This window comes from Arthrobacter sedimenti (assembly GCF_042652025.1).
Classification (GTDB): domain Bacteria; phylum Actinomycetota; class Actinomycetes; order Actinomycetales; family Micrococcaceae; genus Arthrobacter; species Arthrobacter sedimenti.
On the sequence record NZ_JBHSDQ010000004.1, the window covers coordinates 397,583 to 422,934 of the forward strand.

A 25,352-nucleotide genomic window follows, 5' to 3' on the forward strand; every position below is an offset into this window, starting at 1 on the left:
GTCGACGGCGGCACTCACTCGAGTGCCGTCGTCGGCCCTTTTCCGTCCCCAGCGCCTGCGCATGGTGAGGGCCCGCGTCACACAACGGAACGGCCATCGGCTCCGGGGCGCCAACGCCCTACCCTTGACAGGTGACATTGACTAAACTTCGCACCGCGTCCGCGGGCTCCCTGGCCGCCGCAGGCCTCCTGCTGACCCTCGCCGCCTGTTCCACGCCGGCCTCCACCCAGCCCAGCTCCTCGGCCCCTGCCACTTCCGCAGCGGCTTCGTCGAGCGCCAGCGCCGCTTCAACCTCCGCCGCCCCCTGCGCCGGCGTGAAAGTCATCGTCGATTCCGGCGCCTTGAAGCAGTCCGCCGCCGACACCTCCGCCTGCGTGTCCGTGGACGGACCCACCGTGGCCGCCAAGGTCCTCGAACAGGCCAAGATCAAGACCGAGGGCACCGCCAAGTACCCCACGAGCTTCGCGTGCCGCGTCAACGGCGTGCCCGCCGCGGACTTCGACATCAAGCACAAGGGTGGCACCACCCGTGAAGCGTGCGATGACAAAAACACTGTCTCGTACTGGGCACTTTGGGTGAAGCCCGCCGCCGGCACGTGGGCTTACGCGCAGGAAGGCCTGGACAGCCTGAAGCTCAACCCCGGCGAGAGCCTTGAACTGCTCTACACCGTGGACAACGAACCGGCAGCTCCCGCGTCATGACCTTCCGGCCCGCGCCGTTGCGCGCAGCGGCGGTTCTCGCTGCTGTGTTCATCGCGGCGCGGGTCGTCTACCGCGTCCTCTTCAACGGAGCCGGCACCGGCAGTCCGGTCCTGCTCAATCTCCCGCCGCTGCGGCTTCCCGCCCCATACGCCCATGTGGTGTTCCTGGGCCCCATCACCGCCCCGGGGCTCTGGGCGGCCGTGCTGTCAGCGCTCCCGATCGCCGCGACGATCCTCGGCTTCGGCCTGCTCAATGCCTGGGTGGATGTGTCCCGCGGCTTTGTCCGCCTGGCCCGGGGCGGTCCCCTGCAGGGGGTGGCCCGGATGCTGGTGGTGGCCTGGGCGGCGCTCCCCGCGCTGGCCGACGCCGTGGCCTCCATGCGCCTGGCCTTCCGGCTCCGCGGCGAACGCTTCGGCCCCCGCGCCCTGGTTCCCATCCTCGAACGCACCCTGGAACACGCCGGCCGCATTGCCGCGGCCCTGGAGCTGCGCGGCTTCGGCAGCCGGGCATCCCGCCAAGGACACCACGACGACGGCGGCCCGCTTCAGGTGCGCGACGCACAGTTCCGCATCGCTGACGCGCGCATCCAGGTTGATTCGTTTGCACCGCCGGCCGGGTCCGTCGCGGTGATCACCGGGCCCACGGGCTCCGGCAAGTCCACCATCCTGCGCGGCCTCGCGGGCCTCCTTTCCCACGTGGACGGAGGGGAGCTTTCCGGCACCGTACAGATTGCCGGGACGGACCGCGCCTCCGCTCCCCCGCGTGATACCGCGGACTTGGTGGGCGTCGTCCTGCAGAACCCACGGGCCGCCTTCGCCACCACCCGAGTCGGGGACGACATCGCCCTGGCCCTTGAACTCCGTGGCGTGCCCTCCACTGCCGTGAAGGCCCGGGTACGGGAGGTGGCCGACAGGATCGGGGTCGCGGCGCTGCTGGACCGGAACGTCAGCACCCTTTCTGCAGGTGAGGCAACGCTCGTTGCTATCGCCGCCGCCGTCGTGGATAACCCGCAGCTGCTCCTGGTGGATGAGCCCCTGGCCGACCTTGATGCCGCACACCGCCGCCGCGTCATTTCCGTGCTAGACGCCCTGGCCCGCGAACACGGCGTGTGCGTCATCGTGGCCGAACACCGGGCGGCGGCGCTGGTTCCCGTGGCTGATTCCTGGTGGGCCATCGACGGCGGCGCGCTGGTGCCGGGCGCCCCTCCCTCCCCCGCAACTCCCGCCGAGGCCCGGCCAGCGGCCGTTCCGGATCCCGGTCGCGCCCCTGTGCTGACGGCAACCCACCTTGAGGTGCGTCGGAAGGGCGTACCGCTGGTCCGCGACGCCTCGCTGGCCCTGCACCACGGCGAGATCGTGGCGCTGGTGGGACCGAACGGGGCCGGGAAGTCGTCCCTGCTGGTGGCGCTGGCCCTGGGTGAAGGTACCGGCGCAACGTCCGACGGCGGCCGGGTCGCCCTGGTGCCGGACGCGTCGGACGACCTCTTCACCAGGGACACGGTAACGGGCGAGCTGCGGTCGGCGGAGCGGCGGCAGGCGCGGCGGAACAAGGGCACAGCGGTTACTGCCGGTACCGCGGCGGCACGGCTGTCCCGGCTGCGGGGAGGCAGCAGCATTCCCGTCGGGAACGGGCATCCGCGGGACCTCTCCGCCGGCGAACGCAGAATCCTGGCCATCACCCTGCAGACGATGGATGACCCGGATGTACTGCTCATCGACGAACCCACGCGCGGGCTCGATCCTGCCGCACGGACTGCGGTGGCCGCGGCCCTGCGCACCGCGGCAGAGGACGGCGAAGCGGTCCTGATCGCCACGCACGACCTCGACTTCGCCCACAGCCTGGGCGCCCGGATCCTCCCGATGCGCGATGGCGTGGCACCATCTTTGGAACCTGTCGCTGCTCCGGAACCGTATGTCCGGGCGCCCCGCGTCCAAACATCCGGGCCCGCTCTTGCCGGAGCACAGGCGGGGGTGTCCACCGCTGAACAGGCAGACGACCCGCGTGCCAGGAAGCCCCACCGGGTACGGATGCCGCGCGGCGCCGAGCTTGCTGTCCTCGCCGTTGCCAACCTGGCCGCCCTTGCGGCGTTCTGCTGGCCGCTGCTTGCCGCGGCGCTCCCCCAGGACGCTGCCGCCGCAACCCCTTACATTGCCCTGGCCATCGCACCCGTGGCCGCGGTCGCCGTCGTGCTTTCGCTGGACGGATCGGTGCGCTCGGCACATACGGTGGCGCTGCTCGGCGTGCTGGCTGCCGTCGGTTCCGCCGTGCGGGTGGCGAGCACCGGCGTCGGCGGCGTGGAGGCCGTGTTTATCCTGCTGATCCTGGCCGGGCGTGCGTTCGGTGCCCGGTTCGGGCTGCTGCTGGGCGCCGCCACCATCGCCGTGTCCAGCGCACTTTGGGGCGGCATCGGGCCCTGGACGCCGTTCCAGATTTTCGCCTGCGCGTGGGTGGGCGCCGGCGCCGGGCTGCTCCCCAAGCGGGTGCGCGGCAAGGCCGAACTGTGGATGCTGGCCGGCTACGGCGTCGTGGCGTCCTACGTGTTCGGGCTGCTGCTGAACCTGTGGTTCTGGCCGTTCGCTGTGGGTGCGGGCACCGGCATTTCCTATGTTCCGGGCGCACCGCTGGGCGCCAACCTCAGCAGCTTCCTGCTCTACTCGCTGCTGACCTCGACGGCGGGCTGGGACACCCTGCGCGCCGTCACCACGGTAATTGGCATCGCCGTGGTGGGCCGGGCGGTGCTTGCCTCGCTGCGGCGGGTGAAGCCGGTATCCAGCGCGGTTGCGGGCCGGGGCCGGCAGGACTCACTGCCGCCTGCAGCGCGTGGCGGATCGGATCGCAGGGAAAGCGCCGGCGCACACCTGTGATGGCGGATTGCGTTCCCGTACTGAATTTGTGACACTGATGTCCTCTGTTCCCCAGTGTTAGGCAATCTTGTGACGGGCATTTCAGGTTTCGCGACGCAGTCCGCGCGCTGACACTTCCCTGATGCCCTAAGGGCCCGGCAGGTCTCAGCGCTTCTACCGCTGAAACCACCCGGAGCCCGATGCCAATCCATGGCGTTCTTTGCCCTGCACTGATTTCCCGCCACCCTGCACAGCCTGGTGCTTATCCCCGCGCGCCCTGGCCGGCTTCCGTGGCAGCCCGTCCCCCGTAGGACTTCCCGCGCGTTCCACACCTGACCTTTTTGGCGAACCGCGGCCCGGCCGCCCGGCATCTTCTATTGGGAGCACCATGCCTACATCACATACTCCATCCGTCGTCCTCACGGACGTCCATTTCCAGTGGCCGGACGGCTCACCGGCGCTGTCCGGGATCTCCGGCAGTTTCGGGCCGGGAAAAACCGGGCTGGTGGGAACCAACGGTTCCGGAAAATCCACCCTGCTACGCCTGATAGCAGGGACGTTCGCGCCCACCGCCGGCACCATCTCCACCGGAGGCGACGTTGGCTACCTGCCTCAGACCCTGACGCTGCGCCGCGATGCCACGCTGATGGAACTGCTGGGAATCAAGGACAAGGTCACCGCCCTGCGCGCCATCGAATCCGGAGATGCCGCAGTGGAGCACTTCGACGTCCTCGGTGACGACTGGGACATCGAAGCCCGCGCTGGTGAAGCGCTGCAGGATATCGGGCTCTCCGGGGCCGGGCTTGACCGGAGCGTGGGTGAGTTGTCCGGCGGGGAGGCGATGCTGGCCGCCATCAGCGGGCTGAGGATCCGGCGGACTCCCATCACGCTGCTGGATGAACCGACCAACAACCTGGACCGGGATGCCCGTTCGGCACTTGGCCGGATGCTGGGTGATTGGCCGGGAAGCCTGCTGGTGGTCAGCCACGACCTTGCGCTGCTGGAGCTTATGGACGAAACGGCAGAGCTGTTTGAGGGAGGGCTGACGGTGTTCGGCGGACCCTACAGCGAATGGCGGGACTACCTGGATGAACAGCAGGCCGCCGCGGTGCAGGCCACCCGTTCGGCCGAACAGCAGGTGAAGAAGGAAAAGCGCCAGAAGCAGGAGGCGGATACGAAGCTGGCCAGCCGGGCCAGGACAGGCCAGAAGAGCTACGAGAACAAGAAGGGGTCCAAAATCCTGATGAACCAACGGGCCTCCGACGCCCAGGTGGCGGCAGGAAAAATGCGCTCCGGAATGGATTCCAGGGTGCAGGCGGCCCAGGATGCCTTGGACGCCGCTGCTTCCCGGGTGCGCGAGGAGGAACGGATATCGGTGGATCTTCCCGACCCGCAGGTTCCGCGCAGCCGGCGGATCGCCGAGCTGTGGGGCACCGACCGCTCCTACGTGGTGCAGGGCCCCGAACGGGTCGCGATCATTGGCCCGAACGGAGCCGGAAAGACCACGCTCCTGGAGAGGCTGGCCGGTTGCCTTCCGTGCACCGACGGTGAAGCCGGCGGCAGCCTGCTCACGGACCGGGCCGGGTACCTGCGCCAGCGGCTCGATGGGCTCAGGGAAGAAGCCACCACGCTCGAAAACGTCCAGGACGCCGCTGCGGCGGTGCCTTCCGGTGATATCCGGAACCGGTTGGCACGGTTCCTTTTGCGCGGGGACAGCGTGAACCGGCCGGTGCGGACGCTCTCCGGCGGTGAACGGTTCCGGGTTTCCCTGGCCACGCTGCTGTTCGCGGACCCGCCCGCCCAGGTGCTGATCCTGGACGAGCCCACCAACAACCTGGATATCCGCAGCGTGGACCAGTTGGTGGAGGCCCTCGCTGCGTATCGGGGCGCCGTGATTGTGGTCAGTCACGATGACGCGTTCCTGGACCGGCTGGACCTGGACCTCATCCTCAGCCTGGACCGCGGCGGTTCGTTGACCCAGCTGGCCTCGCTGCCGGGCACCTCCCTCCCGGGCGGGGAATGACAGGAAACGGCCCCGGAGTGACAGTCGTGCCGCTCCGGGCCGGCCCACCTCACACCTTGAAGTACTTGGCCTCCGGGTGGTGGAACACGAACGCGTCGGTGGACTGCTCGGGGTGCAGCATGAGCTCGTCGCTCAGGATGACGCCCATGCGCTCGGGCTTCAGCAGCTCGGTGACCTTTCGGCGGTCCTCCATGTCGGGGCAGGCGGGGTAGCCCAGCGAGAACCGGGCACCGCGGTAGTCCAGCTTGAAGTACCCTGCCGTGTCCTTGGGCTCCTCGGACCCAAAGCCGAGTTCCTTGCGGATGCGCGCGTGCCAGAACTCGGCCAGCGCCTCGGTGAGCTGCATGACCAGGCCGTTGAGCTCGTAGTAGTCGCGGTACTGGTTGGCAGCGAACATCTTGGACGTGAACTCTTCGATCTTGGAACCGGCGGTGACCAGCTGCACCGGCAGCACGTCGATCTGGCCGGACTCGCGGGACTTCACGAAGTCGGCCAGGCACAGGTGCCGGTCGCGGCGCTGGCGCGGGAAATCGAAGCGCAGGCGGTCGGTGCCGATCGGGCCGCCTGAACCACCGTCGGGGGCGAGCAGGCCTGCCTGGCCCAGGACGCCGTCGGGATCCTCGCCGTGGTGGAGGACCACCACCTGTTCGCCCTCGGAGACCACGGGGAAGTAGCCGTAGGCCACGGAGGCGTCCAGCATGCCTTCGCCGAGGATGCGGTCCAGCCAGTAGCGCAGGCGCGGGCGGCCTTCGCGTTCCACGAGTTCCTCGTAGGAGGCGCCGTCCTCGCCGCGGCCGGGCTTGAGGCCCCACTGGCCCATGAAGGTGGCGCGCTGGTCGAGGAACGCGGAGTAGTCGTGCAGCGAGACGCCGCGGACGATGCGGGTGCCCCAGAACGGCGGCACGGGCACGGGGTTGTCGGTGGCGACGTCGGACCGGCCGGGCATGGCTTCCGGCTCAGTAATTGTGAACTTGGCGCCGCCCTTGTGGATGCGCTTTTTCAAAGGCGGCAGGCCGACGTCGTCCGGTGATTCTCCGCGGGCCACGCGGACCAGCGGCTCCATGAGGGAGAGGCCCTCGAAGGCGTCCTTGGCGTAGCGGACCACGCCATCGAACTGCTCGGCCAGGTCCTGCTCCACGTAGGCGCGGGTGAGGGCTGCGCCGCCCAGGATCACGGGCCACTTCTTGGCGAGGCCGCGGGACTGCAGCTCGGCGAGGTTTTCCTTCATCACCACGGTGGACTTCACCAGCAGCCCGGACATGCCGATCACGTCGGCGTTGTGCTGCTCAGCCGCTGCGATGATCTCGGCGATGCCCTGCTTGATGCCGATGTTGACGACCTTGTAGCCGTTGTTGGTGAGGATGATGTCCACCAGGTTCTTGCCGATGTCGTGCACGTCGCCGCGGACGGTGGCGATCACCATGGTGCCCTTACCGGAGGAGTCCGCCTTCTCCATGTGCGGCTCCAGCAGGGCCACGGCGTTCTTCATGACCTCGGCGGACTGCAGCACGAACGGCAGCTGCATTTCGCCCGCGCCGAAGCGTTCGCCCACCACCTTCATGCCCTCGAGCAGATGGTCGTTGATGATGCCGAGCGGGGTCATGCCTTCGCTGCGGGCCAGGTCCAGGTCCTCTTCGAGGCCCTTGCCCTCGCCGTCGATGATGCGCCGTTCCAGGCGTGCGCCCGTGGGGAGGGCAGCGAGTTCAGCTGCGCGCTGGTCCTTGAGTGCTGCGGTGTCGACGCCGGCGAACATGTCCAGCATGCTGGCCAGGGGGTCGTAGGTGGTGTTGCCGTCGGCGTCGTATTCGCGGCGGTCCCAGACCAGGTCCAGAGCCACCTTGCGCTGTTCCTCCGGGAGGGAGGCGAGCGGGACGATCTTGGCGGCGTCGATGATGCCGCTCGTCAGGCCGGCCTGCACAGCTTCGTGCAGGAACACGGAGTTCAGCACGATGCGCGCGGCCGGGTTGAGGCCGAAGGAGACGTTGGAGACGCCGAGGGTGGTGTTGATGCCGGGGTATTTCGCGGTGATCTGGCGGATGGCCTCGATGGTTTCGATGCCATCGCGGCGGGTTTCCTCCTGGCCGGTGGCGACGGGGAAGGTGAGGCAGTCGACGATGATGTCCTCGACGCGCATGCCCCACTCGCCCACCAGGGAGTCGACCAGGCGGGAGGCGATAGCGACTTTGCCCTCGGTGGTGCGGGCCTGGCCTTCTTCGTTGATGGTCAGGGCGATGACGGCGGTGCCGTGTTCCTTCACCAGCGGCATGATGCGGGCGAAGCGGCTGTTGGGGCCGTCGCCGTCCTCGTAGTTGACGGAGTTGACCACGGGGCGGCCGCCGATGAGTTCCAGGCCAGCTTTGAGGACGGGCGGTTCGGTGGAGTCGATGACCAGCGGGAGGGTGGAGGCGGAGGCGAAGCGGGAGACGATCTCCTTGACGTCCGCCACGCCGTCGCGGCCCACGTAGTCGACGCAGACGTCCAGCAGGTGCGCGCCCACGCGGATCTGTTCGCGGGCGATGTCCACGCAGTCATCCCAGCGTTCCTCGAGCATGGCCTGGCGGAAGGCTTTGGAACCGTTGGCGTTGGTGCGCTCACCGATGGCCAGGTAGGCGGACTCCTGGTCGAAGTTGACGTGCTGGTAGAGGGAGGCGACGCCGGCCTCGCGCTCTTCGGGGATGCGGGCTGGTGCGTTGGCTTCCTTGGTGTCCACGGCTTTAGTCCGGAAGGGAGCCAAACGTTCGACGACGGCGGCCATGTGCTCCGGCGTCGTACCGCAGCAGCCGCCCACCAGGCCCAGGCCGAATTCGCGGACGAATTGTTCGTGCGCGGTGGCGAGTTCGGTGGGGGTGAGCGGGTAGTGCGCGCCGTTGGCGCCGAGGATGGGGAGGCCGGCGTTGGGCATGCAGGCGATGGCGACGGAGGACTGCTTGGCGAGGTGGCGGAGGTGCTCGCTCATCTCGTCCGGGCCGGTGGCGCAGTTCAGGCCGATCGCGTCGACGCCGAGCGGCTCGAGGGCGGTAAGTGCGGCGCCGATTTCGGAGCCCATGAGCATGGTGCCGGTGGTTTCGACCGTGACTTCGACGAAGATGGGGAGGCGGATTCCCTTGGCGACGATGGCCTGTTTGCAGCCGTTGACCGCAGCCTTGGTCTGCAGGAGGTCCTGGCTGGTTTCGATGAGGAAGGCGTCGGCGCCGCCGTCGATGAGGCCCTCAGCCTGGAGGGCGAAGGTCTGCTTGAGGTAGTCGTAGCTGGTGTGGCCCAGGCTGGGGAGTTTGGTGCCGGGGCCCATGGAGCCGAGGACCCAGCGCATGCGGCCGTCTGTTTCTTCTGCCGCTTCCGCTCGCTCGCGGGCGATCCTTGCGCCCTTTCTCGCGAGTTCTTCGATGCGGTCATCGATGCCGTAGTCGGAGAGGTTGGACCAGTTGGCGCCGAAGGTGTTGGTCTCGACGGCGTCGATGCCGGTGGCGAAGTAGGCGTCGTGGATGTCGGCGATGACGTCCGGACGGGTGTCGTTAAGGATCTCGTTGCAGCCCTCGAGGTTCTGGAAGTCCGTGTCCAACTGCAGATCGCGGCCCTGCAGCATGGTGCCCATGGCGCCGTCGGCAATGACCACCCGGTGGTTTACGGCGTCCAGGAGTTCCTGTGAACGGGCGGGGCGGGGGACGGACTCGATGTCCAGTGCGAAACGAGGCATTTAAACAGGTTACGGGCGGGGGCGCCAACGTTGCGCTGTGTGTCTGGATGCTACGGCGGGAGGGATCTGAGGTGGTCCCGAGCCGACCCCGGTTCAGGACCGGGCGGGGCAGTTGCCGACACAATGATGTTGTTCAGGCTTCGTCATGCGAGGCAAAGGGATCCCCTCCGGGGAGGCGCTCAAGCCTCGCTGTTTGTTCGTATTCTCGACCTAGGAGCGAGAGCGTTCTAAATGCGCTGCTCAGGAAGTCCAGACGGCCCAAAAAGAAGTTGGAGTCCAGGAGACTCTCTGGAGGACCATCAAGTGCCTTAAGTTCTGCCTTCAAGTTGGCGGTACGCTCCTTCAGTTCATTGAGGGCCTGGCGATGATTTTCAAGTGCCGCCCACTCGTTGTCGGTCTTGCGCCAAATATCTAGCTCTGCCACTTCATTCGTAAACGTCTCAACCCTGTGAATGTAGTCCGCCGCCGCGGGCCCAAAAAAAGTTGGGTCCATCTCGTCTGCGAAGAGTTTGTCTGAAGCATGCTCGAGCTCTACCGAATAGTGGTGCGTCAGATTCGCGGCACTGTAGATCTTGCTTCTTTGCGCGAGCCTGGCGAAGTATCCCCAGTGCGACGACCCATCGAACTCTTCATCAGTAACCCTGATTTCGTTCCGGATAGGGATATACAGAGTGATGCTCTGCTGGTCTCGCCACGTAGGGCTGCTAACGGCCAGCTTCTTGGAGATGTAGTCGTTCAGGCATACATAGAAGAGCTTCATGTCTGCTCTATCCACCACGAGGAGAACGACAGGAACACTGGCCCCCATAGCCTCCACCAGCTTGAGTTCTGCAGTCTCTATCGAGAACTTCAGCACAGGGGTGACGCGGTCATCCTCCACGTGTTTGGAAAATTTGAACTTGTCCGTCGTCTTCACCTGAAGGTAAAGGTGCTCGCCCCAAGTTTGATACATCTGTTTCCCCCCTCTGCCCGGACAGGGTGGAAGACCTCGACTTCCAGGTCGAGTCCGTAGTCGTGCTGGATGGGACGGACGACCCATTCTGGTGGGAAGGCAAAAGACGCAAGCAACTCCCCAAATCGGCCTTTCAGCTGATTTTCGTTCTGGAATTTGGTCAATGTGTCTCCTCTATATGTCAAAGTAAAGGCTTCAAAATGGTCAGTGCGGTCACTCAAGTCATACCCAATTCATAGCTCGCCGGACCGCCGGGTTTTCTGAGTATCTCTCCAACCGTATTCCGGGGAAGCCTCTGCTTATGCGCCTCACCGTTGTCGCTGCGACTGGATCATGTAGGGACTTCGCCTTCGCAGCTGTTCCGTCAAGGAAGCCACGGAAGGAACCACCCCTGGGGCGCTCCGAAGCCTCTGATGAGGCGCAATTTGAAGCAGAAGGCAAGCTTTGTGAAACCAAACCATCGACACGCATGACTCCATGCCTGGGACCGCGAACGTGGTTATATCTTCATCTACACAGAGCGTGGCGTCTTGGGAGGTAGCCTTGGGGAGGCGATCGTTGGGAATCGCTATTGGCCACTACGGGGGTGACGATGCTACTGACACCAAACTGGCGTGATTGGTACCACTTCCGTCACCAGCAGGAGTGCTTCAAATCCGGCACACCCTTTGAGGATTACGTCTCGAAGGTCCTCTCACTTTTTCACCCAGACTTCGTGAACCCCGCCCCATCCGGGACGCTTGGAGACGGCGGCTGTGATGGCTTGGCTGAAGGGGGCACCATCTTTTACGCCTGCTATGGGCAGAGGCCGGGTCGCAACGCCGAACGAGAACTGGCCGCGAAAATCAGCTCCGACTTCACACGCGGTTTGAGTCAGTGGGGCAGTTTCCACACTTGGAAGTTCGTGACGAACGCACCCATCGGCCCAGAGTCATTGAGGACCGTAACGGAGCTGCAGAAGGATCACGGACCGGCAAGCGATCGGCCCTTGACAGTCCGCGTCGTTAATTCGGAGGCCCTGTGGCGGCAGGTAGTCGGCACTCTGGAGACGGCAGTCCTTAACGAACTTTTCCCTGGCGCACCTGGAGCCGAAAACGTGGAGCTCGCAGATTTGCTCCCGCTGCTCGATACTCTTGGTACTCAGGGTTCAGCTATCGACGCTGGCGCAGACGTACTTCCGGTTCCCGCTTCCAAAATGGACTTCAATGAACTGCCGGAGGCAAGCCGTATCGAATTTAATGCAGGAAGGCTTCTGGCGCCCCGGATTGATCGTTGGTACGAGGAGTCGTCGGATCCAGGTCTCTACGATGTTCACGGGGACAAGTTCCGGTCTCTTTATGAGGAAGCCCGAGCAGTCACGACAGTGCCGGCCGAGATTCTGGAGCGGCTGTATGTGTCTGTGGCCGGCGCTAACTTCCGGATGGATGGAAAGCGGGCCAATGCAGCGTTCGCCGTTGTCTCGTATTTCTTCGATTCCTGCCACATTTTCGAGACGCCACCGGCAGAAGGAGATGTGGCAAGGGGAGAGGTGCCCGATGCTGTTGCCCACTAAAGGAGTATCATCCGAGCGCGCCCTCATGACAATCGGCTCAGAAATCCTTGAAGAGCTTCGCGATCCGATGTCCGTGTCAGCGCTCTGGGAGCGCTATAGGGTTCGGCAGCGTGCTTCGGCTAGGTCGCGCCGAATCACATTTGACTGGTTCTCGCTAGCACTAGCCGCCCTTTATGCAATGGGATTGGTAGATAGGTCGGTTGATGGCTACCTCAGGCGTGCGCATGTTTCTTAGCTCGCTTACCTCATCTGACCCGAGGTTTAAAACCCTTCGCTTTCGCGAAGGACTGAACATCCTAGTCGCTGACCGCACGGAGGCATCAGCGCAGGGTGACAGCCGAAACAGTATTGGCAAGACAAGTTTTGTCAAAATTCTGCGGTACATGCTCGGTGGTGATCTACCATCTGAATTCAAGGTGCCTGAATTGGCTGAACACAGTTTCACAGTCATCCTCGGACTTCCGACAGTGGAGGGGGCCGGGGAAGAAAAGGTTTCCGTCACACGCGCCGTTTCCCCAACTACGCGGGTCCAACTATCTGGTTGGTCCGCAACTCCCGGGTCCACGGACCTTCATGTTGATGAGTGGCGCGAGCTACTGTCTCGTCATGTTTTTCGCATCCCCGCTGATGCAATTCGACCGACAGTCGGACAGCTTTGGGCGCAACTCATCCGGACGTATTTCGGCAACCCCATCAAGGGTCACCAAGCCGAGGCCGATTGGGAATCCGGTGTGAAGATTGGCTTCATGTTGGGCCTGTCGCCAGAAATCCTAGGCAAGGCTGGAGATGTCGATCGTCTCACCAAGCAAGGTAAGGCAATCCGCCGAGCAGTCCGGGAAGGAGCAATAGCGCACCTCTCACTTGATGAGCCAGCGCTGCGTGCACAGCTCGCCACAACCCGTCGTCAGCGGGATCGCATGCAACAGGATTTGCGCTCGTTCAAAGTCGACGAACGGTACGCCGACCACCAACAAGAAGCCGACAGGATCAGTGGTGCGATACAGAGTCTCAATGATGAGGCGCTGGCCCTGCAACGCCGATCACGTGAGCTAGATGAAGTGTTGAGGGATGAGGTACAGCCTCCCCAAGGCGGCGATCTGACGGCGAGACTTGCTCGCGTATATGCTGAAATAGGTCTCGTTCTCCCTGACGTAGTAAGCAGACGCTACGACGAGGTCGTGGCTTTCCATGAGTCCGTCGTGCGTAATCGGCGGTCGTTTTTGGAGCAGGAACTCGGCGCCGTAAAATCACGGCTTGAGTCCATAGACGCGGAACGCCGAGCTTGGACGGCCAAAGATCTCAGATCATGCAGCTACTCAACGAGACTGTAGCGCTTGACACTTTTTTGAGCATTCAGCGGGATCTTGCGAAGCAGGAAGCCGACGTTGCGGACTTGGAGCGTCGGCTAGAAGCGGCAAATTCAATCAGCACCATCAGCGATACGATTAAACTTAGAACCGCAGAACTCGTCGCATCAGTTCGTATAGAACTAAACGAACGAGATGACAAACTCGATGAGTCGATCTCATTGTTCAGCGATCTTGGTGCGGAAATATACACCGATCGTGAGGCTTCGCTGCTTGTTTCTCCAACCGCGAAGGGTCTCCTTAGCGTCGAGCCTCAAGTTTCAGGGGATGCGAGCACCGGTGTCCGAAACGTTGAGACGTTCATGCTTGATGTTGTTTGTGAGATAGCGGCAATCAAGGCGGGGCGATCACCCCGGATACTCGTCCACGATAGTCACCTATTCGACGCAATTGACGGACGGCAAGTGGCTTCGTGCCTAAACATTGGGGCCAGGCTGGCCGAGAAGCACGGTTTCCAATACATCGTGACTCTCAACTCCGACTTTCTCGCGACTGTTGAGGCTCAGAGTAACGGCGCCTTTGACGCAGAGCCATATATACTTGAAACTCGGCTCACTGACGAGACAGACGCGGGAGGGCTTTTCGGCTTTCGCTTCGGCTAACCCGCGCCGACGCGGAGACTTAACCTTGGTTATATTCCTTGATTGTTGGGCCTGCTGCCTTTCTTCAAACTTTGTTGACTGGCAGCCGGCAGCCGTGTAAACGCATCCCCGCAATAAGGACATTAGGGCAGACCGTCGTCTCCTTTCCCAGCCCCCGTTTGGATACCTCAAGCTAACGTCAGGTTTCGGAAGAAGGTAGGCGTCGGAATAGGGTCGTAGGCACTAATTCCCTAGGAACCACGAACACTCATAGAGTCAAAGCTGACACTTTCGTCCCAAGGTTTTCGAGCAATCGGGCCAAAGTCTTGATCGCGGTGAGGCTCTGCTTCTCCAGGGCACGCTCATTCAGCACTGTTGCCGTGCTGGCTGGCAGCAGGCGAGCTCACAAAACCAGCATATGCTACTACGCCGGCTGCCCAGCCTCCCCTGCCACCCAGCCCAAAGCCGGCCCCAGCTTTCCGGCAATGTCGGTAAGGATCTGGACGTAGTCCTCATGCTCGAAGCTGAAGGGCAGGGCAAAGGCCACCTCGTCCACTTCCTGGAACCCGGCATGCGCGTATAGCTGCTCGGCAATCTCCTCGCTGGTTCCAATGAGATCAGCCGCGAACATCATGCCTCGCGGCCCCTGCGGCGCAGCGGTGCGGGGAGTGCGTTCGTCCACGTACCGCTGGTACTTCTCCCGCTGGGCCGGCGATGCCGAGTCGGTCGGAATTACCACCAGGCCCTGCGACACCCGCGCCCCAGCATGCCCCGAGGCCAAAGCAGCCTCCCGGAACGCCCGGATCTGCGACTGCTGGACCAGGGCGAAGTCCGGTTCCTGGTCCTTGTCCGGGAAGATCACGCTGCTGGACAGCAGATTGAACCCCTGAGCACCCGCCCACACCGCCGACTTCGTGCTGCCCGCTCCGTACCAAAGCCGGTCTCGCAGCCCAGGTGAGTGCGGCTCCACCCGATTGGAGAACTCCTCCACCACGCCCTGCTTGCCGGAGAACTCCCGCACCGGCGCCCCCGCTACCAGACGCGCAAACCGCTCCACCCGGGCGTAACTGAAGTCCTCCACGTCCGCGGTGTCCGGGTACAGCTCATGCTTCACCGTGTCGTACTGCATCGGCTCCCCCACGCTCACGCCGGGATTGATGCGTCCCCCGGCCAGCAGGTCCACGGTGGCCAGGTCCTCCGCCAGCCGCAGGGGGTTCTCCCAACCCAGGGGCGTCACGGCGGTACCAAGCTCAATCCGGGAAGTCCGCTGGCTGGCCGCGGCCATCACCGCCACAGGAGAGGAGATCCCGAACTGCAGGTGCCGGTGGCGCAGCCAGGCACTGTCGAACCCCAGCTGCTCCCCCAGCTCGATGATCTGCAGCGTGGACTCGTGGCCCGCGGCCGGATTATCGGGATCGAACAAACCAATGGTGAGGAATCCCAGCTTGCGCAGGGGACGGTCGGGGTGCGGCATCGGCTTCCTTCAAAGAGACGGGATTGGTTTCAGACTAGGCGGAAGCCCCCTAGATGAACCAGCAATCATTGACGCACATGACGGCCTTATGGTTAGGCTCGCCTCAAGCCGGCGACGGCGCCGGCATGGGAGGAAGATATGTCACTGCAGGAAATCGAATTCATGTCCGCCAACGGCCGCGACACCATTCAGGCGTGGGTCTACGAACCCATCGGGCAGCCCAAGGCCATTGTGCAGCTGATCCACGGGCTCGGCGAGCACTCCCGCCGCTACCTCCACCTCATCTCCACCCTGGTGGAGGCGGGGTTCATCGTGGTGGCGGGCGACCACTCCGGGCACGGGCGCACGGCCATGCAGCAGGGCACCTGGGGCGACGCCGGCGAGGACGCCGCCAGCGTGGTGGTCGCCGATGAGGTCACCCTCCAGGCCAAGGCCCGGGAAGCACTCCCCCACCTTCCCTACGTGGTGTTCGGCCACAGCTGGGGATCCATGATCGCCCGCGCCCTGGCCACGGACCCGCAGGCGCAGCTCTCCGGCCTGATCCTCTGCGGCATCGCTGCCCAGATGCGCGGCATCGAGAAGATGATCGACCGGCCCGAACTGGCGCGGCTTGCCACCGGCGAGCGCGCGGCAGAGCCGGCGCCGCAGGAGCTGGTGGCCCAGCTGTTCGACGGTTTCCTGGGCCGCTTCGGCGATGATGCCGAACCCACCGCCTGGGTGGCCCTGGACGCCGACGTCGTCACCGACCACGGCAGGGACCCCTTCAACAACTTCGGCGCACCGCTCAGCGCCCGGTTCCTGCAGGGCTTCGTGGACCTCTACGACCAGGTCACCTCCGACGACTGGTACAAACAGCTCCCCGCGGAACTCCCCGTCCTGATCCTCGCCGGCGACCAGGACCCCGTCACCAACTACGGCGAAGGCGCCTACCACGTGGCCAACCGCCTGGCTGATTCCGGCCACGCGGACGTCCGCACCCGCGTCTTCCCCGGCGTCCGCCACGAGGTCCACAACGAACCCACCACCCGCGCCGAAACGGAACGCGAAACGGTCGAGTTCATCCAGCGGGTAGCAGGCAGCTGACGGTCCCAAAGCACCTCCAGCAGAAGGCACGACGGCGGCACTCGCCGCGCCGCCGTCGTCGTGCCTTCCAGCAGTAGCACCTCCAAAGTACTTAACGTTGCTTAACGCTCAAGCAGGCTCCTACTGTAATTGACGTCACAAGGACACCGCGGATGCACGTCAATGGAGAGGGGGCCGATGGTGAGCGGCCATAAAGTCAGCGCAACCCCCGGGCCCCGCGCCACAACGGTTTCCGCTGCTGCTGTTGCCCGTGCGGCCGGCGTTTCCCCTGCCACGGTGTCCTACGCGCTGAACGGCAAGGGTGGTGTGTCGGTCGAAACCCGGCGGCGCATCATCGGCGTGGCGAATGAACTGGGGTTCAGGCCCCGTAAGTCGTCTTCATCTTCTGATCCGCTGCGGACTCGTGTCGTTGGGCTGATCCTGCCCAACATCATCAACCCCATGTATCCCCGGTGGGCCCAGGGCATCATCTCCGCAGCCGCCGAATCCGGATACGAAGTGTTCGTTGCCACCACGCAGGACGACGCGGCCACGCTTGCCCAGGTCACCGCCACGCTCGCGAACCGCAACGTGGACGGCGTCATCCTTGCCGCCGCCCTGAGGGAAGACGCCACCGCCTTACGCACCCTGCGGACTGCCCGGATCCCCTACGTTTGCCTGTCCCGAAGGGCGGACTTCCTGCAGGGCGACTTCGTTGGCATTGATGACGACGCCGCGGCAACCCTGCTGATGGAACACATGCTGGGCCACGGTTACCGGGACATCGCCACCGTGGTGGGACCGCGCTTCTCCACCGCCTCCCTTACCCGCGAACAGGCCTTCGTCCGCACTGCAGCCATTGCCGGCGTCACCATCGGCGGCGAGTGGAAGATCAGCACCTGCGTCAACAACGAAGGTGGCCGGCTGGCAGCCGAACGGCTGTTTTCCTCGCCCAACCCGCCCCGGGCCGTGGTGTGCGGCAGCGACGAACTCGCCATCGGCGTCATGGAATACGCGCTTGCGCAGGGCCTGCGCATCCCGGAGGATGTGGCGGTTGCGGGGTGCGACGGGCTGGCCCACAGCCGTTCCGGACTGATCAACCTGACGAGCATTGTCCAGCCGCAGCAGGAGATGGCCCAGGAGGCATTTGCCATGCTGCTGCGCAGGATCGGATCCCCGTCCAACACCTACAGTTCTTCGATTTGTCCGCACCGCATTCACATCGGAAGAACGTGCGGGTGTAACGCACCGCCCGCCTAACCGCCCCTCCGCTTCACCAGCCAGGGCATCGGCATCTGTTGCCGGCGCCGTGATCCCGCACGCCCAAAAAGCGTCTTCCCACCCACCCAACAAAGGAAACCCTATGGACTTCAGTTCCAAACGCGTCCTGGTTACCGCCGGCGCAAACGGCATCGGCCTGGCCATCGCCACCAAATTCAAGGCCCACGGGGCGAACGTCTTCGTGACGGACATCGACCCCGACGCCGTCGAAAAAGCGCGTGCCGAGGGCTTCCACGCCGCTGTCAGCGACGTATCGGATGAATCGCAGGTCCAGGACCTCATGGCCCGGATCCAGGACGACTTCGGCGGCCTTGATGTCCTGGTGAACAACGCCGGCATCGCCGGACCAACCGGTCCAATCCAATCCCTCAACAGCGCGGACTGGAAGGCGACGTTCGACGTCAACATCCACGGACAGTTCTACTGCATCAAGCACGCCCTGCCGCTCCTGCGCTCCACCCCGGAGGCATCAATCATCAACCTCTCCTCGGCGGCTGGCCGCCTGGGCATGGCCGGCCGGAGCGCCTACTCGGCATCCAAGTGGGCAGTGGTCGGATTGACGAAGACTCTGGCGATTGAGCTCGGGGCGGAGGGAATCCGGGTCAACGCCATCTGCCCGGGTGCCGTCAATGGGCCAAGGATCGCCGCTGTCATCGCGGCCAAAGCGGACATGCTGGGCGAGCCCGTGGAGACCGTCTCCGCCCTGTACCACAACCAGTCGTCGCTGGGCCGGCTGATCGAAGCCGAAGACATCGCCAACATGGCCCTCTTCGCCGCCAGCGACATGGCGCGCAACGTCAACGGCCAGGCCCTGGCCGTCGACGGAAACACCGAAAAACTCTACTAAGACCCCGAAAGGAAACGTCCCATGGCAGCAACACGCAAGGTCATCATCACCAGCGCCGTTACCGGCGCCATCCACACCCCCTCCATGTCCGAACACCTGCCCGTCACACCCCAGGAAATCGCTGATGCGGCCATCGGCGCCGCTGAGGCAGGAGCCGCGATCGTGCACATGCACGCCCGCGATCCACGGGACGGGCGCCCATCGCAGAATCCCGAGCACTTCGAGCCCATCCTGGACAAGCTCAAGCGGAACACCGACGCGGTCATCAATATCACCACCGGCGGGTCACCGCACATGACCGTCGAAGAACGCATGCAGCCGGCGGCCCTGTTCAAGCCCGAGCTCGCCTCGCTGAACATGGGGTCCATGAACTTCGGGCTCTACCCGATGCTGGACCGGTTCAAGGACTTCACCCACGAGTGGGAACGCGAAGGGCTGGTCAAAAGCCGCGACCTGGTTTTCAAGAACACGTTCCAGGACATCGAGACCATCCTGGAGATCGGCAATGCCAACGGGACACGCTTCGAGTTCGAGTGCTACGACATCTCCCATTTGAACAACCTGGCCCACTTCCACGCCCGCGGCCTGGCCAAGGGACCGCTGTTCGTCCAGTCCGTCTTCGGCCTGCTCGGCGGCATCGGCGCCCACCCCGAGGACCTGATGCACATGCGGCGCACCGCGGACCGGCTCCTGGGCGACGACTACCAGTGGTCCATTCTTGGCGCCGGCAAGAACCAGATGCCGCTTGCCACCATCGGCGCAGCCATGGGCTCCCACGTCCGGGTGGGGCTGGAGGACTCCCTATGGATCGGGCCAGGCCAGCTGGCACGCTCCAACGCCGAGCAGGTCACGCGCATCCGCACCATTCTCGAAGCACTCAACTTCGAGATTGCAACACCCGATGAAGCCCGCGAGATGCTGGGCCTCAAGGGCAGGGACAACGTCGGATTCTGACCGCTCCGCCGTGGCCCACACGGAAGGTACGACGGCGGCACTCACCTTGCCGCCGTCGTCGGCCCTTCCAGCGGGAGGGTCTTCGTGGCAACACCTTCTCCGGCTGCGCCTGCAGAATGTGGCCGGATCTTCCTTTACTGGATTTCAAATGTGGCGGTGAGCCTGGCCCGTCCAATGGCGTGGCTGAAGAGCTGGAAGCCAAGGTAGGCGGGGCTTGCATCGGCGGGGATGTCGAGTTGTTCCACGTCCACTGCGTGAACCACGAAGTGGTAGTGGTGCGGACCGTGCCCTGCGGGAGGAGCCGCGCCGACGAAGCCCCGGAAGCCGGCGTCGTTCATCAGTTGCACCGCAGGCGCGGGCAGGCCGGCCTCGGCCGCGCCCGAAGGAAGGGAGGTGGTGGACGCAGGCAGGTTGAAGGCTGCCCAGTGCCAGAACCCGCTGCCGGTGGGAGCGTCCGGGTCCAGGACCGTCACGGCAAAGCTTTTGGTCTCCGGCGGGAACCCCTCCCAGGCAAGTGCCGGAGACCGGTCTTCTCCGCCGTCGACTCCCATTTTCCCGCTCGCTTGGGCCGCGGGGAGCGCCTGCCCGTCCTGGATATCGGTGCTGGACAAGGAGAATTCAGGAAGCTGGGGAAGTGCGGCATACGGATCGTGGGACATCTCTTTATTACCTTTCCTGACAACGGGATGTGAACTGCCGGCATACGCCATTGAAACGGGCTGCCTGCTGCACACTCTAATGCCCAGTTCTGTGGATGAGTTCGACGGCGGGCCCACCCCGCCGCGGTCGTAGCCCGCGTGGGCCGTGTCGTCCTAGATGGTCACGTTAAGCCCCGCCGTGTAGCCGGCGGCAGCTGAACCCGTCATCGTTGCCAGCTGGTAGATGCCGCCGTCGTCGCCGAACACGTTGTCCGACTTCAGCGAAGTACGGCTCATGTTCGTGATGCTGCGCTCGTACCCCGGAGTGGCGTACACGTCGTCGCAGGCGGCTTGCGGCAGCGCGATCTGGGAAACAGCCAGGACCTGCCCGGCCGCCGTTGCGTTGTTCATCGACTCGAACACCTCGAAGTGGATGTGCGGCCAGCGCCCGGAGTAGGCCGCCGGGAAGATCGACGTAAAGGTGACCTGTCCATTGGCATCCGCCTCCTGCACGCCGCGGAGATAGTTTTCGTTTTTCAGGCTCGAGTCGTACATCGAATACTTCCCGTCCCTGTCGCAGTGCCACGCGTACACGGCGGCACCAGCCATCGGGGCGCAGCCGTTGGCGTTGTCCAGGAGGGTCAGCGTGAACGTCAGCGGAACGCCCTCCGCCTTGGCGGACGCGCTTCCGAAGCTCGCGGTGATGTCCCGGCGCACCACTCCGGACGCTTCCAGGACGTTCGGTCCGTTGGAGCCGTCGCCGGGATAGGGGCCCGCGGTTTCCTGTGGGATTTCCACGCCGCACTCAGCGATGGCCCGCGTGAGGGTCGGGGTGGCAGTGGCGGCGTCCGTGGCAGAGGCAGCCGCGGAGGAGCCTGCTGCGGACGAGGCTGCGCTGGTAGCCGTGGATGTCGCAGAAGAAGTGGATCCGGTGTTTCCGGCCGGGGCACAGGCGGCGAGCGCGGCGGCGGCCCCGCCTGCACCGAGGAACAGCCCCAGCGAGCGGCGGCTCACCAAGGTATTCAAGTCGAACTCCAGCCCCCGGTCGTGGTCGGGATGCGGCTGGTCGACGTCGGGCAGGCGGGGTGTGCGTGAAGTGGTCATGGCTCCAACAAAACCGCACAAGGCTATGGACCGGACCATTCGCCGCTGTGCCCTGACTGTGAGTCGGCTGGACGATGCCGGCGAGCACCGGCCCCTACCCGGCGGGCTCCTCCGCTATGTCCTCTGCCCACAGATCCGGGTTGTCCTCCTGGAACGTCCGCATCATCTCCACGCACCGCTGATCGTCCAGGACCACCACCTCAACGCCACGTGACCGCAAAAGGTCGAACTCGCCGTCGAACGTTCGCGCCTCACCCACCACCACGCGCGGGATCTTGAACTGGATGATGGTTCCCGTGCACATGGCACAGGGAGCCAGCGTCGTGTAGAGCGTGGTGTCCCGGTAACTCTTCTGCCGGCCTGCGGCGCGGAGAGCGGACATTTCCCCGTGCGCTATGGGGTCGCCGCTCTGGACCCGTTCGTTGTGGCCGCTCGCGATGACCACACCGTCACGGGCAAGCGCGGCCCCAATCGGAATGCCGCCCTCGTTGAGGCTCTTTTGCGCAGCCTGGTAAGCGGCCTCGAAGGCGGGGTCGAAGGGTGCGGCTCCTGCCGAGGCGGACGGCTCATTGGGGTGCGTCATGCGGTCATTCTTGCATGCGGTCTCATGACCCTGCGGAGAATTCGTCGGTCGATGAGTATCGAGTCGCCAAGCACGAAACGAGCGAAGGCGCCGGGCCTCGGTAAAAGTGCCTCACACGAGTTAGCTAAGCTGGTCCGAGAGGCAAGGGGATGAGCATGGCGAAACGTAAGGCGACCGCACTGGACGTGGCGAAGCGCGCGGGCGTGTCCCGCAGCGCTGTATCGCTGGTGCTTAATGGCAGGGCTCAGGGCAATGTCACGGCGGAACGACAAGAGCGCGTCCTCCGCGCTGCCGCTGAGCTGGATTACACACCCAATTCAGTCGCCTTGAGCCTGCGCAACCAGCAGACGTCAACCATCGGCGTCATCACGGACGACATCGTCACCAGCCCGTTCGCCGGCCGGCTGATCAGTGGCGCCTCACGCACGGCCCTGACCCGTGGATACATGCTCTTTGTCATTGACTCGGAGCACGACGTGTCCCGTGAAAGCACTGCAGCACAGCAGCTGGTACACCGGCAGGTGGACGGCATCATGTATGCCACCGGCAGCCTGCGCGAAGTAACTACCCCTACTACGATGCGCACTCTGCCGGCCATCCTTGCCAATTGCACTGACGCCGCCTCCCCGTTCCGCTCGGTCATACCTGCGGAGGTCGACGGCGGGCGCGCCGCCGCACAGCTGTTGATCGACCTGGGCCACCGCCGCATCACCCTGCTGACCGGGACCCTCAGCTCGCCTGCTGCCCCGCAGCGCGAACAGGGGTACCGCGAGGCGATGGAAGCGGCGGGACTGGGCCGCGAGCAACAACGTGTCCACCCGACCGGCTGGGACATTGACGACGGCTACCGGGCTGCGTCTGCCGTCCTGGGCGGCGAAGACCGGCCGACGGCGATCATCTGCTCCAACGACAGGGTGGCCACCGGCGTTTTGCTGTTTGCGGCATCCGCAGGACTGCGTGTACCGCAGGACCTGTCCGTTGTGGGATACGACGATCAGCAGCACGTGGCCGCCAACCTTGTTCCCGCCCTCACTACCGTGGCACTTCCGCACGCCGAAATCGGAGAAACGGCCATGTCCATGCTCTTGGATGAGGTTGAAGGGAAAGCGCCCGAAGCAGAAAAGGATGAGGGCGAAATCATCCTGGTGCCTTGCCGGGTGATCACCCGGGCATCCACCGGCGCTCCCCCTTCTTCCTAGGACGACGGCGGCTCCCGCACCAACGGGGTCAGCTGAGTAAAAAAATCCCTTGACACGTGTTAGGTGCCGCTTCTAATCTACTTAACACGTGTTAGGAGGAGCCGACAATGACGTCTGAAAAGACACCGGGGCAACCAGCCCCTTCGCATCCGCTGCCGTCCAGCAGCAAACTCTCACAACTCACCCGCCGGTCCATGCTTGGCCTGAGCGGACTCGCCCTGGCGGGAGCCACCGTGGGGGCGTGGCCCCGACTGACTGGCGCCGATATCCCGGGCCGCGGCAGCAAGGCCCTGAACATCGCCATCCTGGGGACGGCAGCGGATGCCGCGGGACGCCAGGGCCTCATCCAGGCCTTCACCGCCGCGCACCCCGACATCCCGGTGCAACTGCAGGCCATTCAGGGTGCGGACTGGAAGGACTTCTTTTCCAAGATCCTGACCATGGTGGCCGCGGGAACGCCGCCGGATGTCGTCTATGTAGCCACCGAAGGCGCCCAGCTCTTTGCCGACAAGCTCGCCGAGCCTCTAGACAGTTATGTCCGCCGGGATGCCGCCGCCATGAGCGATTACTTTGCCGACGTCCACCCGAGCCTGCTGGAAGCCTTCATGTACCAGGGAAGCCTCTACCAGCTTCCACTGGACTGGAACGCGGCGAACATGAATTTGAACACCACCACCTTCGCCCAGGCCGGGCTTGAGCGGCCAAAAGACGACTGGACGAAGGACGACTTCACCGCCACCCTGCGGGCCCTACGCAAGGCCCGCCCGGCTGACTTCACCCCGTACTACTGGACCAACCGGCTTTTCGGCGGCGTCGTGCCGTGGCTTTACGCCAATGACACCAGCTTCCTGTCCGAAACGAAGGCTCCCGGCGGGGACTGGCTTTGGGACCGCTTCTACGCAAACGATCCTGCCCGGAGCACCCGCGGCGGCGGGTATCAGTGGCTGGCCCCCAACGCCGAGGACGGGCGGGTTGTCGAAACCTTCGACTACCTGCGCGAACTGGTGGCCGAAGGACTCGGCGTCCGTCCCGAATCCGGCGGCGGAAACGCCCTGGTGGGCCTGTTCGGCAACAACCGCATCGGCACCACGCCGGCCGGTGGCTATTGGGCGCAGGGCCTGCACGAGGCCGGGATGACCGCCGATCAATTCGACGTTCAGTTCTTCCCCCGCTGGCGGACCCAGCGCCATCAGTTCGGCGCTGCCGGCTACGCGATCATGCGCACGGCCAAAGACAAGGACGCGGCGTGGGAATGGGTGAAGTTCTGCTCCAGCCGCGAAGCGATGCAGTTGGCCATTCCCAAGCCCAACACCACGCCCACCCGCCGTTCGATGGTCAACGAATCCTTCTACGCAGCCACCGGGCCGCGGCACTGGAAGGTCTTCTACGACACCCTGGACAGGTTCCCCACCTCCGGTCCGATCCCCGCGCCGCCGCAGCAGGCGGCCGTCGAGACTGCCCTGATGAAGAACGTCTCCACCGCAGTCAGCGGCAGCTCCGCCGATGTGCGGGCAGCCATGGGCAACCTGCAGCGTGACCTTGAACTGGCTCTGAGGAGGAACTCATGACCACCACTTCCGCCGCCCCGCGGCAAACCGTGAAACCACCGGCCGTGCGCCGCTCCTTTGTCGAGCGATGGCTGGCCAGGATCTTCCTTGCTCCCACAGTGCTCGGGATGGCCCTGTTCACGTTCCTGCCGATCATCGCTTCGCTGGTCCTGGCCTTCTTCCGCTGGGACATCATCTCCGCACCGCAGTTCGTCGGTTTCGCCAACTTCGCAGCACTGGCACAGGACCCCACCGTGCGGGTGTCCTTCCTGAACACCATCGGGTTCGTAGTTGTTGCAGTAATCCTTCAACTGGGCATCGCGCTTGGCCTGGCCTCCATGCTGCAGGCCAGGATGCCGTCCTGGCTGAGGGTGTTCCTCCGTTCCACCTTCTTCTTCCCGCTGGTCCTGTCCGCCGCATCGGTGTCCATCTTCATGCGGTACATGTTCAACGAACAGTTCGGCGTGGTGAACTGGCTCCTGTCGCTCGTCGGGATTCCCGCTGTGCCGTGGCTGACAAGTCCCACGGCGTCTGCCGCCGTCGTTGTCCTGGTCTACGTCTGGCAGAACTTCGGGTTCTCCTTCCTGCTCTTCCTCGGCGCCCTCACCAACATCCCGAAAGAACTGCACGAAGCAGCGAACCTGGATGGCGCCACGGGCTGGAAACAGTTCAGCAATGTGACTCTTCCATTGATCAGCCCCACTGTGCTCGTGGCCTCTGTCATGGCCATCATCAGTGCCCTGCAGGTCTTCGACCAGCCGTACGTCCTGACCAACGGCGGTCCCGGCGACTCCACAAGGACCGCCGTCATGGTGATCTTTGAATCCGCGTTCCAGCAGCTGGAGTTCGGCAAAGCCTCTGCAATCGGCCTGGTGCTCACCGTGCTGATCCTTGCCGTCACCGCTCTCCAATTCCGCCTTAGCCGCCGCTTCGTCTTCTACCAGTGAGGC

Annotated in this window: 20 protein-coding genes; 14 read left to right on the top strand and 6 right to left on the bottom strand. The window is 64.5% G+C overall.

Annotated features, from left to right (window positions below; genetic code table 11):
• Window positions 1-137: 137 nt before the first annotated feature.
• The 3 genes from ACFO0G_RS12405 (at window position 138) to ACFO0G_RS12415 (ending at window position 5,567) form a co-directional block, all read left to right on the top strand.
• The gene (locus ACFO0G_RS12405; protein WP_376978001.1) at window positions 138-701 is read left to right on the top strand and encodes a hypothetical protein; all 564 of its coding nucleotides are present in this window, start codon (window positions 138-140) and stop codon (window positions 699-701) included.
• Window positions 698-3,565: an ATP-binding cassette domain-containing protein gene (locus ACFO0G_RS12410; protein ID WP_376977897.1), complete on the top strand. Its 2,868-nt coding sequence runs from the start codon at window positions 698-700 to the stop codon at window positions 3,563-3,565. Before ACFO0G_RS12405 ends, ACFO0G_RS12410 begins: the two co-directional genes overlap by 4 nt.
• A gap of 367 nt (window positions 3,566-3,932) precedes the next feature.
• On the top strand, window positions 3,933-5,567 hold the full coding sequence (locus tag ACFO0G_RS12415; RefSeq protein WP_376977899.1) for an ABC-F family ATP-binding cassette domain-containing protein: 1,635 nt from the start codon (window positions 3,933-3,935) through the stop codon (window positions 5,565-5,567).
• Window positions 5,568-5,616: 49 nt separating this feature from the next.
• On the opposite strand, the gene metH is transcribed toward ACFO0G_RS12415, so the two are convergent.
• Window positions 5,617-9,261: a methionine synthase gene (gene metH / locus ACFO0G_RS12420; protein ID WP_376977901.1), complete on the bottom strand. Its 3,645-nt coding sequence runs from the start codon at window positions 9,259-9,261 to the stop codon at window positions 5,617-5,619.
• A gap of 133 nt (window positions 9,262-9,394) precedes the next feature.
• The gene (locus ACFO0G_RS12425; protein WP_376977903.1) at window positions 9,395-10,300 is read right to left on the bottom strand and encodes a DUF4365 domain-containing protein; all 906 of its coding nucleotides are present in this window, start codon (window positions 10,298-10,300) and stop codon (window positions 9,395-9,397) included.
• Window positions 10,301-10,805: 505 nt separating this feature from the next.
• Here ACFO0G_RS12425 and ACFO0G_RS12430 point away from each other — a divergent pair.
• The 4 genes from ACFO0G_RS12430 to ACFO0G_RS12445 are packed head-to-tail and all read left to right on the top strand — an operon-like array spanning window position 10,806 to window position 13,734.
• On the top strand, window positions 10,806-11,765 hold the full coding sequence (locus tag ACFO0G_RS12430) for an ABC-three component system protein (RefSeq protein ID WP_376978003.1): 960 nt from the start codon (window positions 10,806-10,808) through the stop codon (window positions 11,763-11,765).
• A 25-nt stretch (window positions 11,766-11,790) separates the two neighbouring features.
• Window positions 11,791-12,000, top strand: a complete 210-nt coding sequence (locus ACFO0G_RS12435; protein WP_376978005.1) for an ABC-three component system middle component 6 — start codon at window positions 11,791-11,793, stop codon at window positions 11,998-12,000.
• Window positions 11,969-13,096 (top strand): ABC-three component system protein, encoded by a 1,128-nt coding sequence (locus ACFO0G_RS12440; protein WP_376977905.1) that lies wholly within the window; start codon window positions 11,969-11,971, stop codon window positions 13,094-13,096. Before ACFO0G_RS12435 ends, ACFO0G_RS12440 begins: the two co-directional genes overlap by 32 nt.
• Window positions 13,072-13,734 (top strand): DUF2326 domain-containing protein, encoded by a 663-nt coding sequence (locus tag ACFO0G_RS12445; RefSeq protein ID WP_376977907.1) that lies wholly within the window; start codon window positions 13,072-13,074, stop codon window positions 13,732-13,734. The genes ACFO0G_RS12440 and ACFO0G_RS12445 overlap by 25 nt, the downstream gene beginning before the upstream one ends.
• 403 nt (window positions 13,735-14,137) lie before the next feature.
• Here ACFO0G_RS12445 and ACFO0G_RS12450 read toward each other — a convergent pair whose 3' ends face one another.
• Entirely contained in the window at window positions 14,138-15,187 is a 1,050-nt protein-coding gene (locus ACFO0G_RS12450) for an LLM class flavin-dependent oxidoreductase (RefSeq protein ID WP_376977909.1), read from the bottom strand.
• A 138-nt stretch (window positions 15,188-15,325) separates the two neighbouring features.
• Between ACFO0G_RS12450 and ACFO0G_RS12455 the strand changes: the two genes are divergently transcribed.
• From ACFO0G_RS12455 to kce, 4 genes are all read left to right on the top strand, one after another.
• Window positions 15,326-16,270: an alpha/beta fold hydrolase gene (locus ACFO0G_RS12455; protein ID WP_376977911.1), complete on the top strand. Its 945-nt coding sequence runs from the start codon at window positions 15,326-15,328 to the stop codon at window positions 16,268-16,270.
• A gap of 180 nt (window positions 16,271-16,450) precedes the next feature.
• Complete coding sequence (locus tag ACFO0G_RS12460) at window positions 16,451-17,509, top strand: LacI family DNA-binding transcriptional regulator (protein WP_376977913.1); 1,059 nt, start codon at window positions 16,451-16,453, stop codon at window positions 17,507-17,509.
• 103 nt (window positions 17,510-17,612) lie between these two features.
• Window positions 17,613-18,377, top strand: a complete 765-nt coding sequence (locus ACFO0G_RS12465; RefSeq protein WP_286400125.1) for an SDR family oxidoreductase — start codon at window positions 17,613-17,615, stop codon at window positions 18,375-18,377.
• A gap of 21 nt (window positions 18,378-18,398) precedes the next feature.
• Window positions 18,399-19,331, top strand: a complete 933-nt coding sequence (kce, locus tag ACFO0G_RS12470; protein WP_376977916.1) for a 3,5-dioxohexanoate:acetyl-CoA acetone transferase — start codon at window positions 18,399-18,401, stop codon at window positions 19,329-19,331.
• 134 nt (window positions 19,332-19,465) lie between these two features.
• Here the strand turns inward: kce and ACFO0G_RS12475 are convergent, their stop codons facing one another.
• From ACFO0G_RS12475 to ACFO0G_RS12485, 3 genes are all read right to left on the bottom strand, one after another.
• The gene (locus ACFO0G_RS12475; protein WP_376977918.1) at window positions 19,466-19,990 is read right to left on the bottom strand and encodes a YbhB/YbcL family Raf kinase inhibitor-like protein; all 525 of its coding nucleotides are present in this window, start codon (window positions 19,988-19,990) and stop codon (window positions 19,466-19,468) included.
• A 153-nt stretch (window positions 19,991-20,143) separates the two neighbouring features.
• Entirely contained in the window at window positions 20,144-21,073 is a 930-nt protein-coding gene (locus ACFO0G_RS12480) for an intradiol ring-cleavage dioxygenase (RefSeq protein WP_376977920.1), read from the bottom strand.
• Between the two features lie 94 nt (window positions 21,074-21,167).
• Window positions 21,168-21,656, bottom strand: coding sequence for a nucleoside deaminase (locus ACFO0G_RS12485; protein ID WP_376977922.1), 489 nt, complete (start codon window positions 21,654-21,656; stop codon window positions 21,168-21,170).
• 155 nt (window positions 21,657-21,811) lie between these two features.
• On the opposite strand from ACFO0G_RS12485, the gene ACFO0G_RS12490 reads away from it, so the two are divergent.
• The 3 genes from ACFO0G_RS12490 (at window position 21,812) to ACFO0G_RS12500 (ending at window position 25,349) form a co-directional block, all read left to right on the top strand.
• The gene (locus tag ACFO0G_RS12490) at window positions 21,812-22,855 is read left to right on the top strand and encodes a LacI family DNA-binding transcriptional regulator (RefSeq protein ID WP_376977924.1); all 1,044 of its coding nucleotides are present in this window, start codon (window positions 21,812-21,814) and stop codon (window positions 22,853-22,855) included.
• A 107-nt stretch (window positions 22,856-22,962) separates the two neighbouring features.
• Window positions 22,963-24,423 carry an extracellular solute-binding protein gene (locus tag ACFO0G_RS12495; RefSeq protein WP_376977926.1) on the top strand — a complete coding sequence of 487 codons (1,461 nt, stop codon included), beginning with the start codon at window positions 22,963-22,965 and terminating at the stop codon, window positions 24,421-24,423.
• Window positions 24,420-25,349, top strand: coding sequence for a carbohydrate ABC transporter permease (locus ACFO0G_RS12500; RefSeq protein ID WP_286400142.1), 930 nt, complete (start codon window positions 24,420-24,422; stop codon window positions 25,347-25,349). Before ACFO0G_RS12495 ends, ACFO0G_RS12500 begins: the two co-directional genes overlap by 4 nt.
• Window positions 25,350-25,352 lie beyond the last annotated feature (3 nt).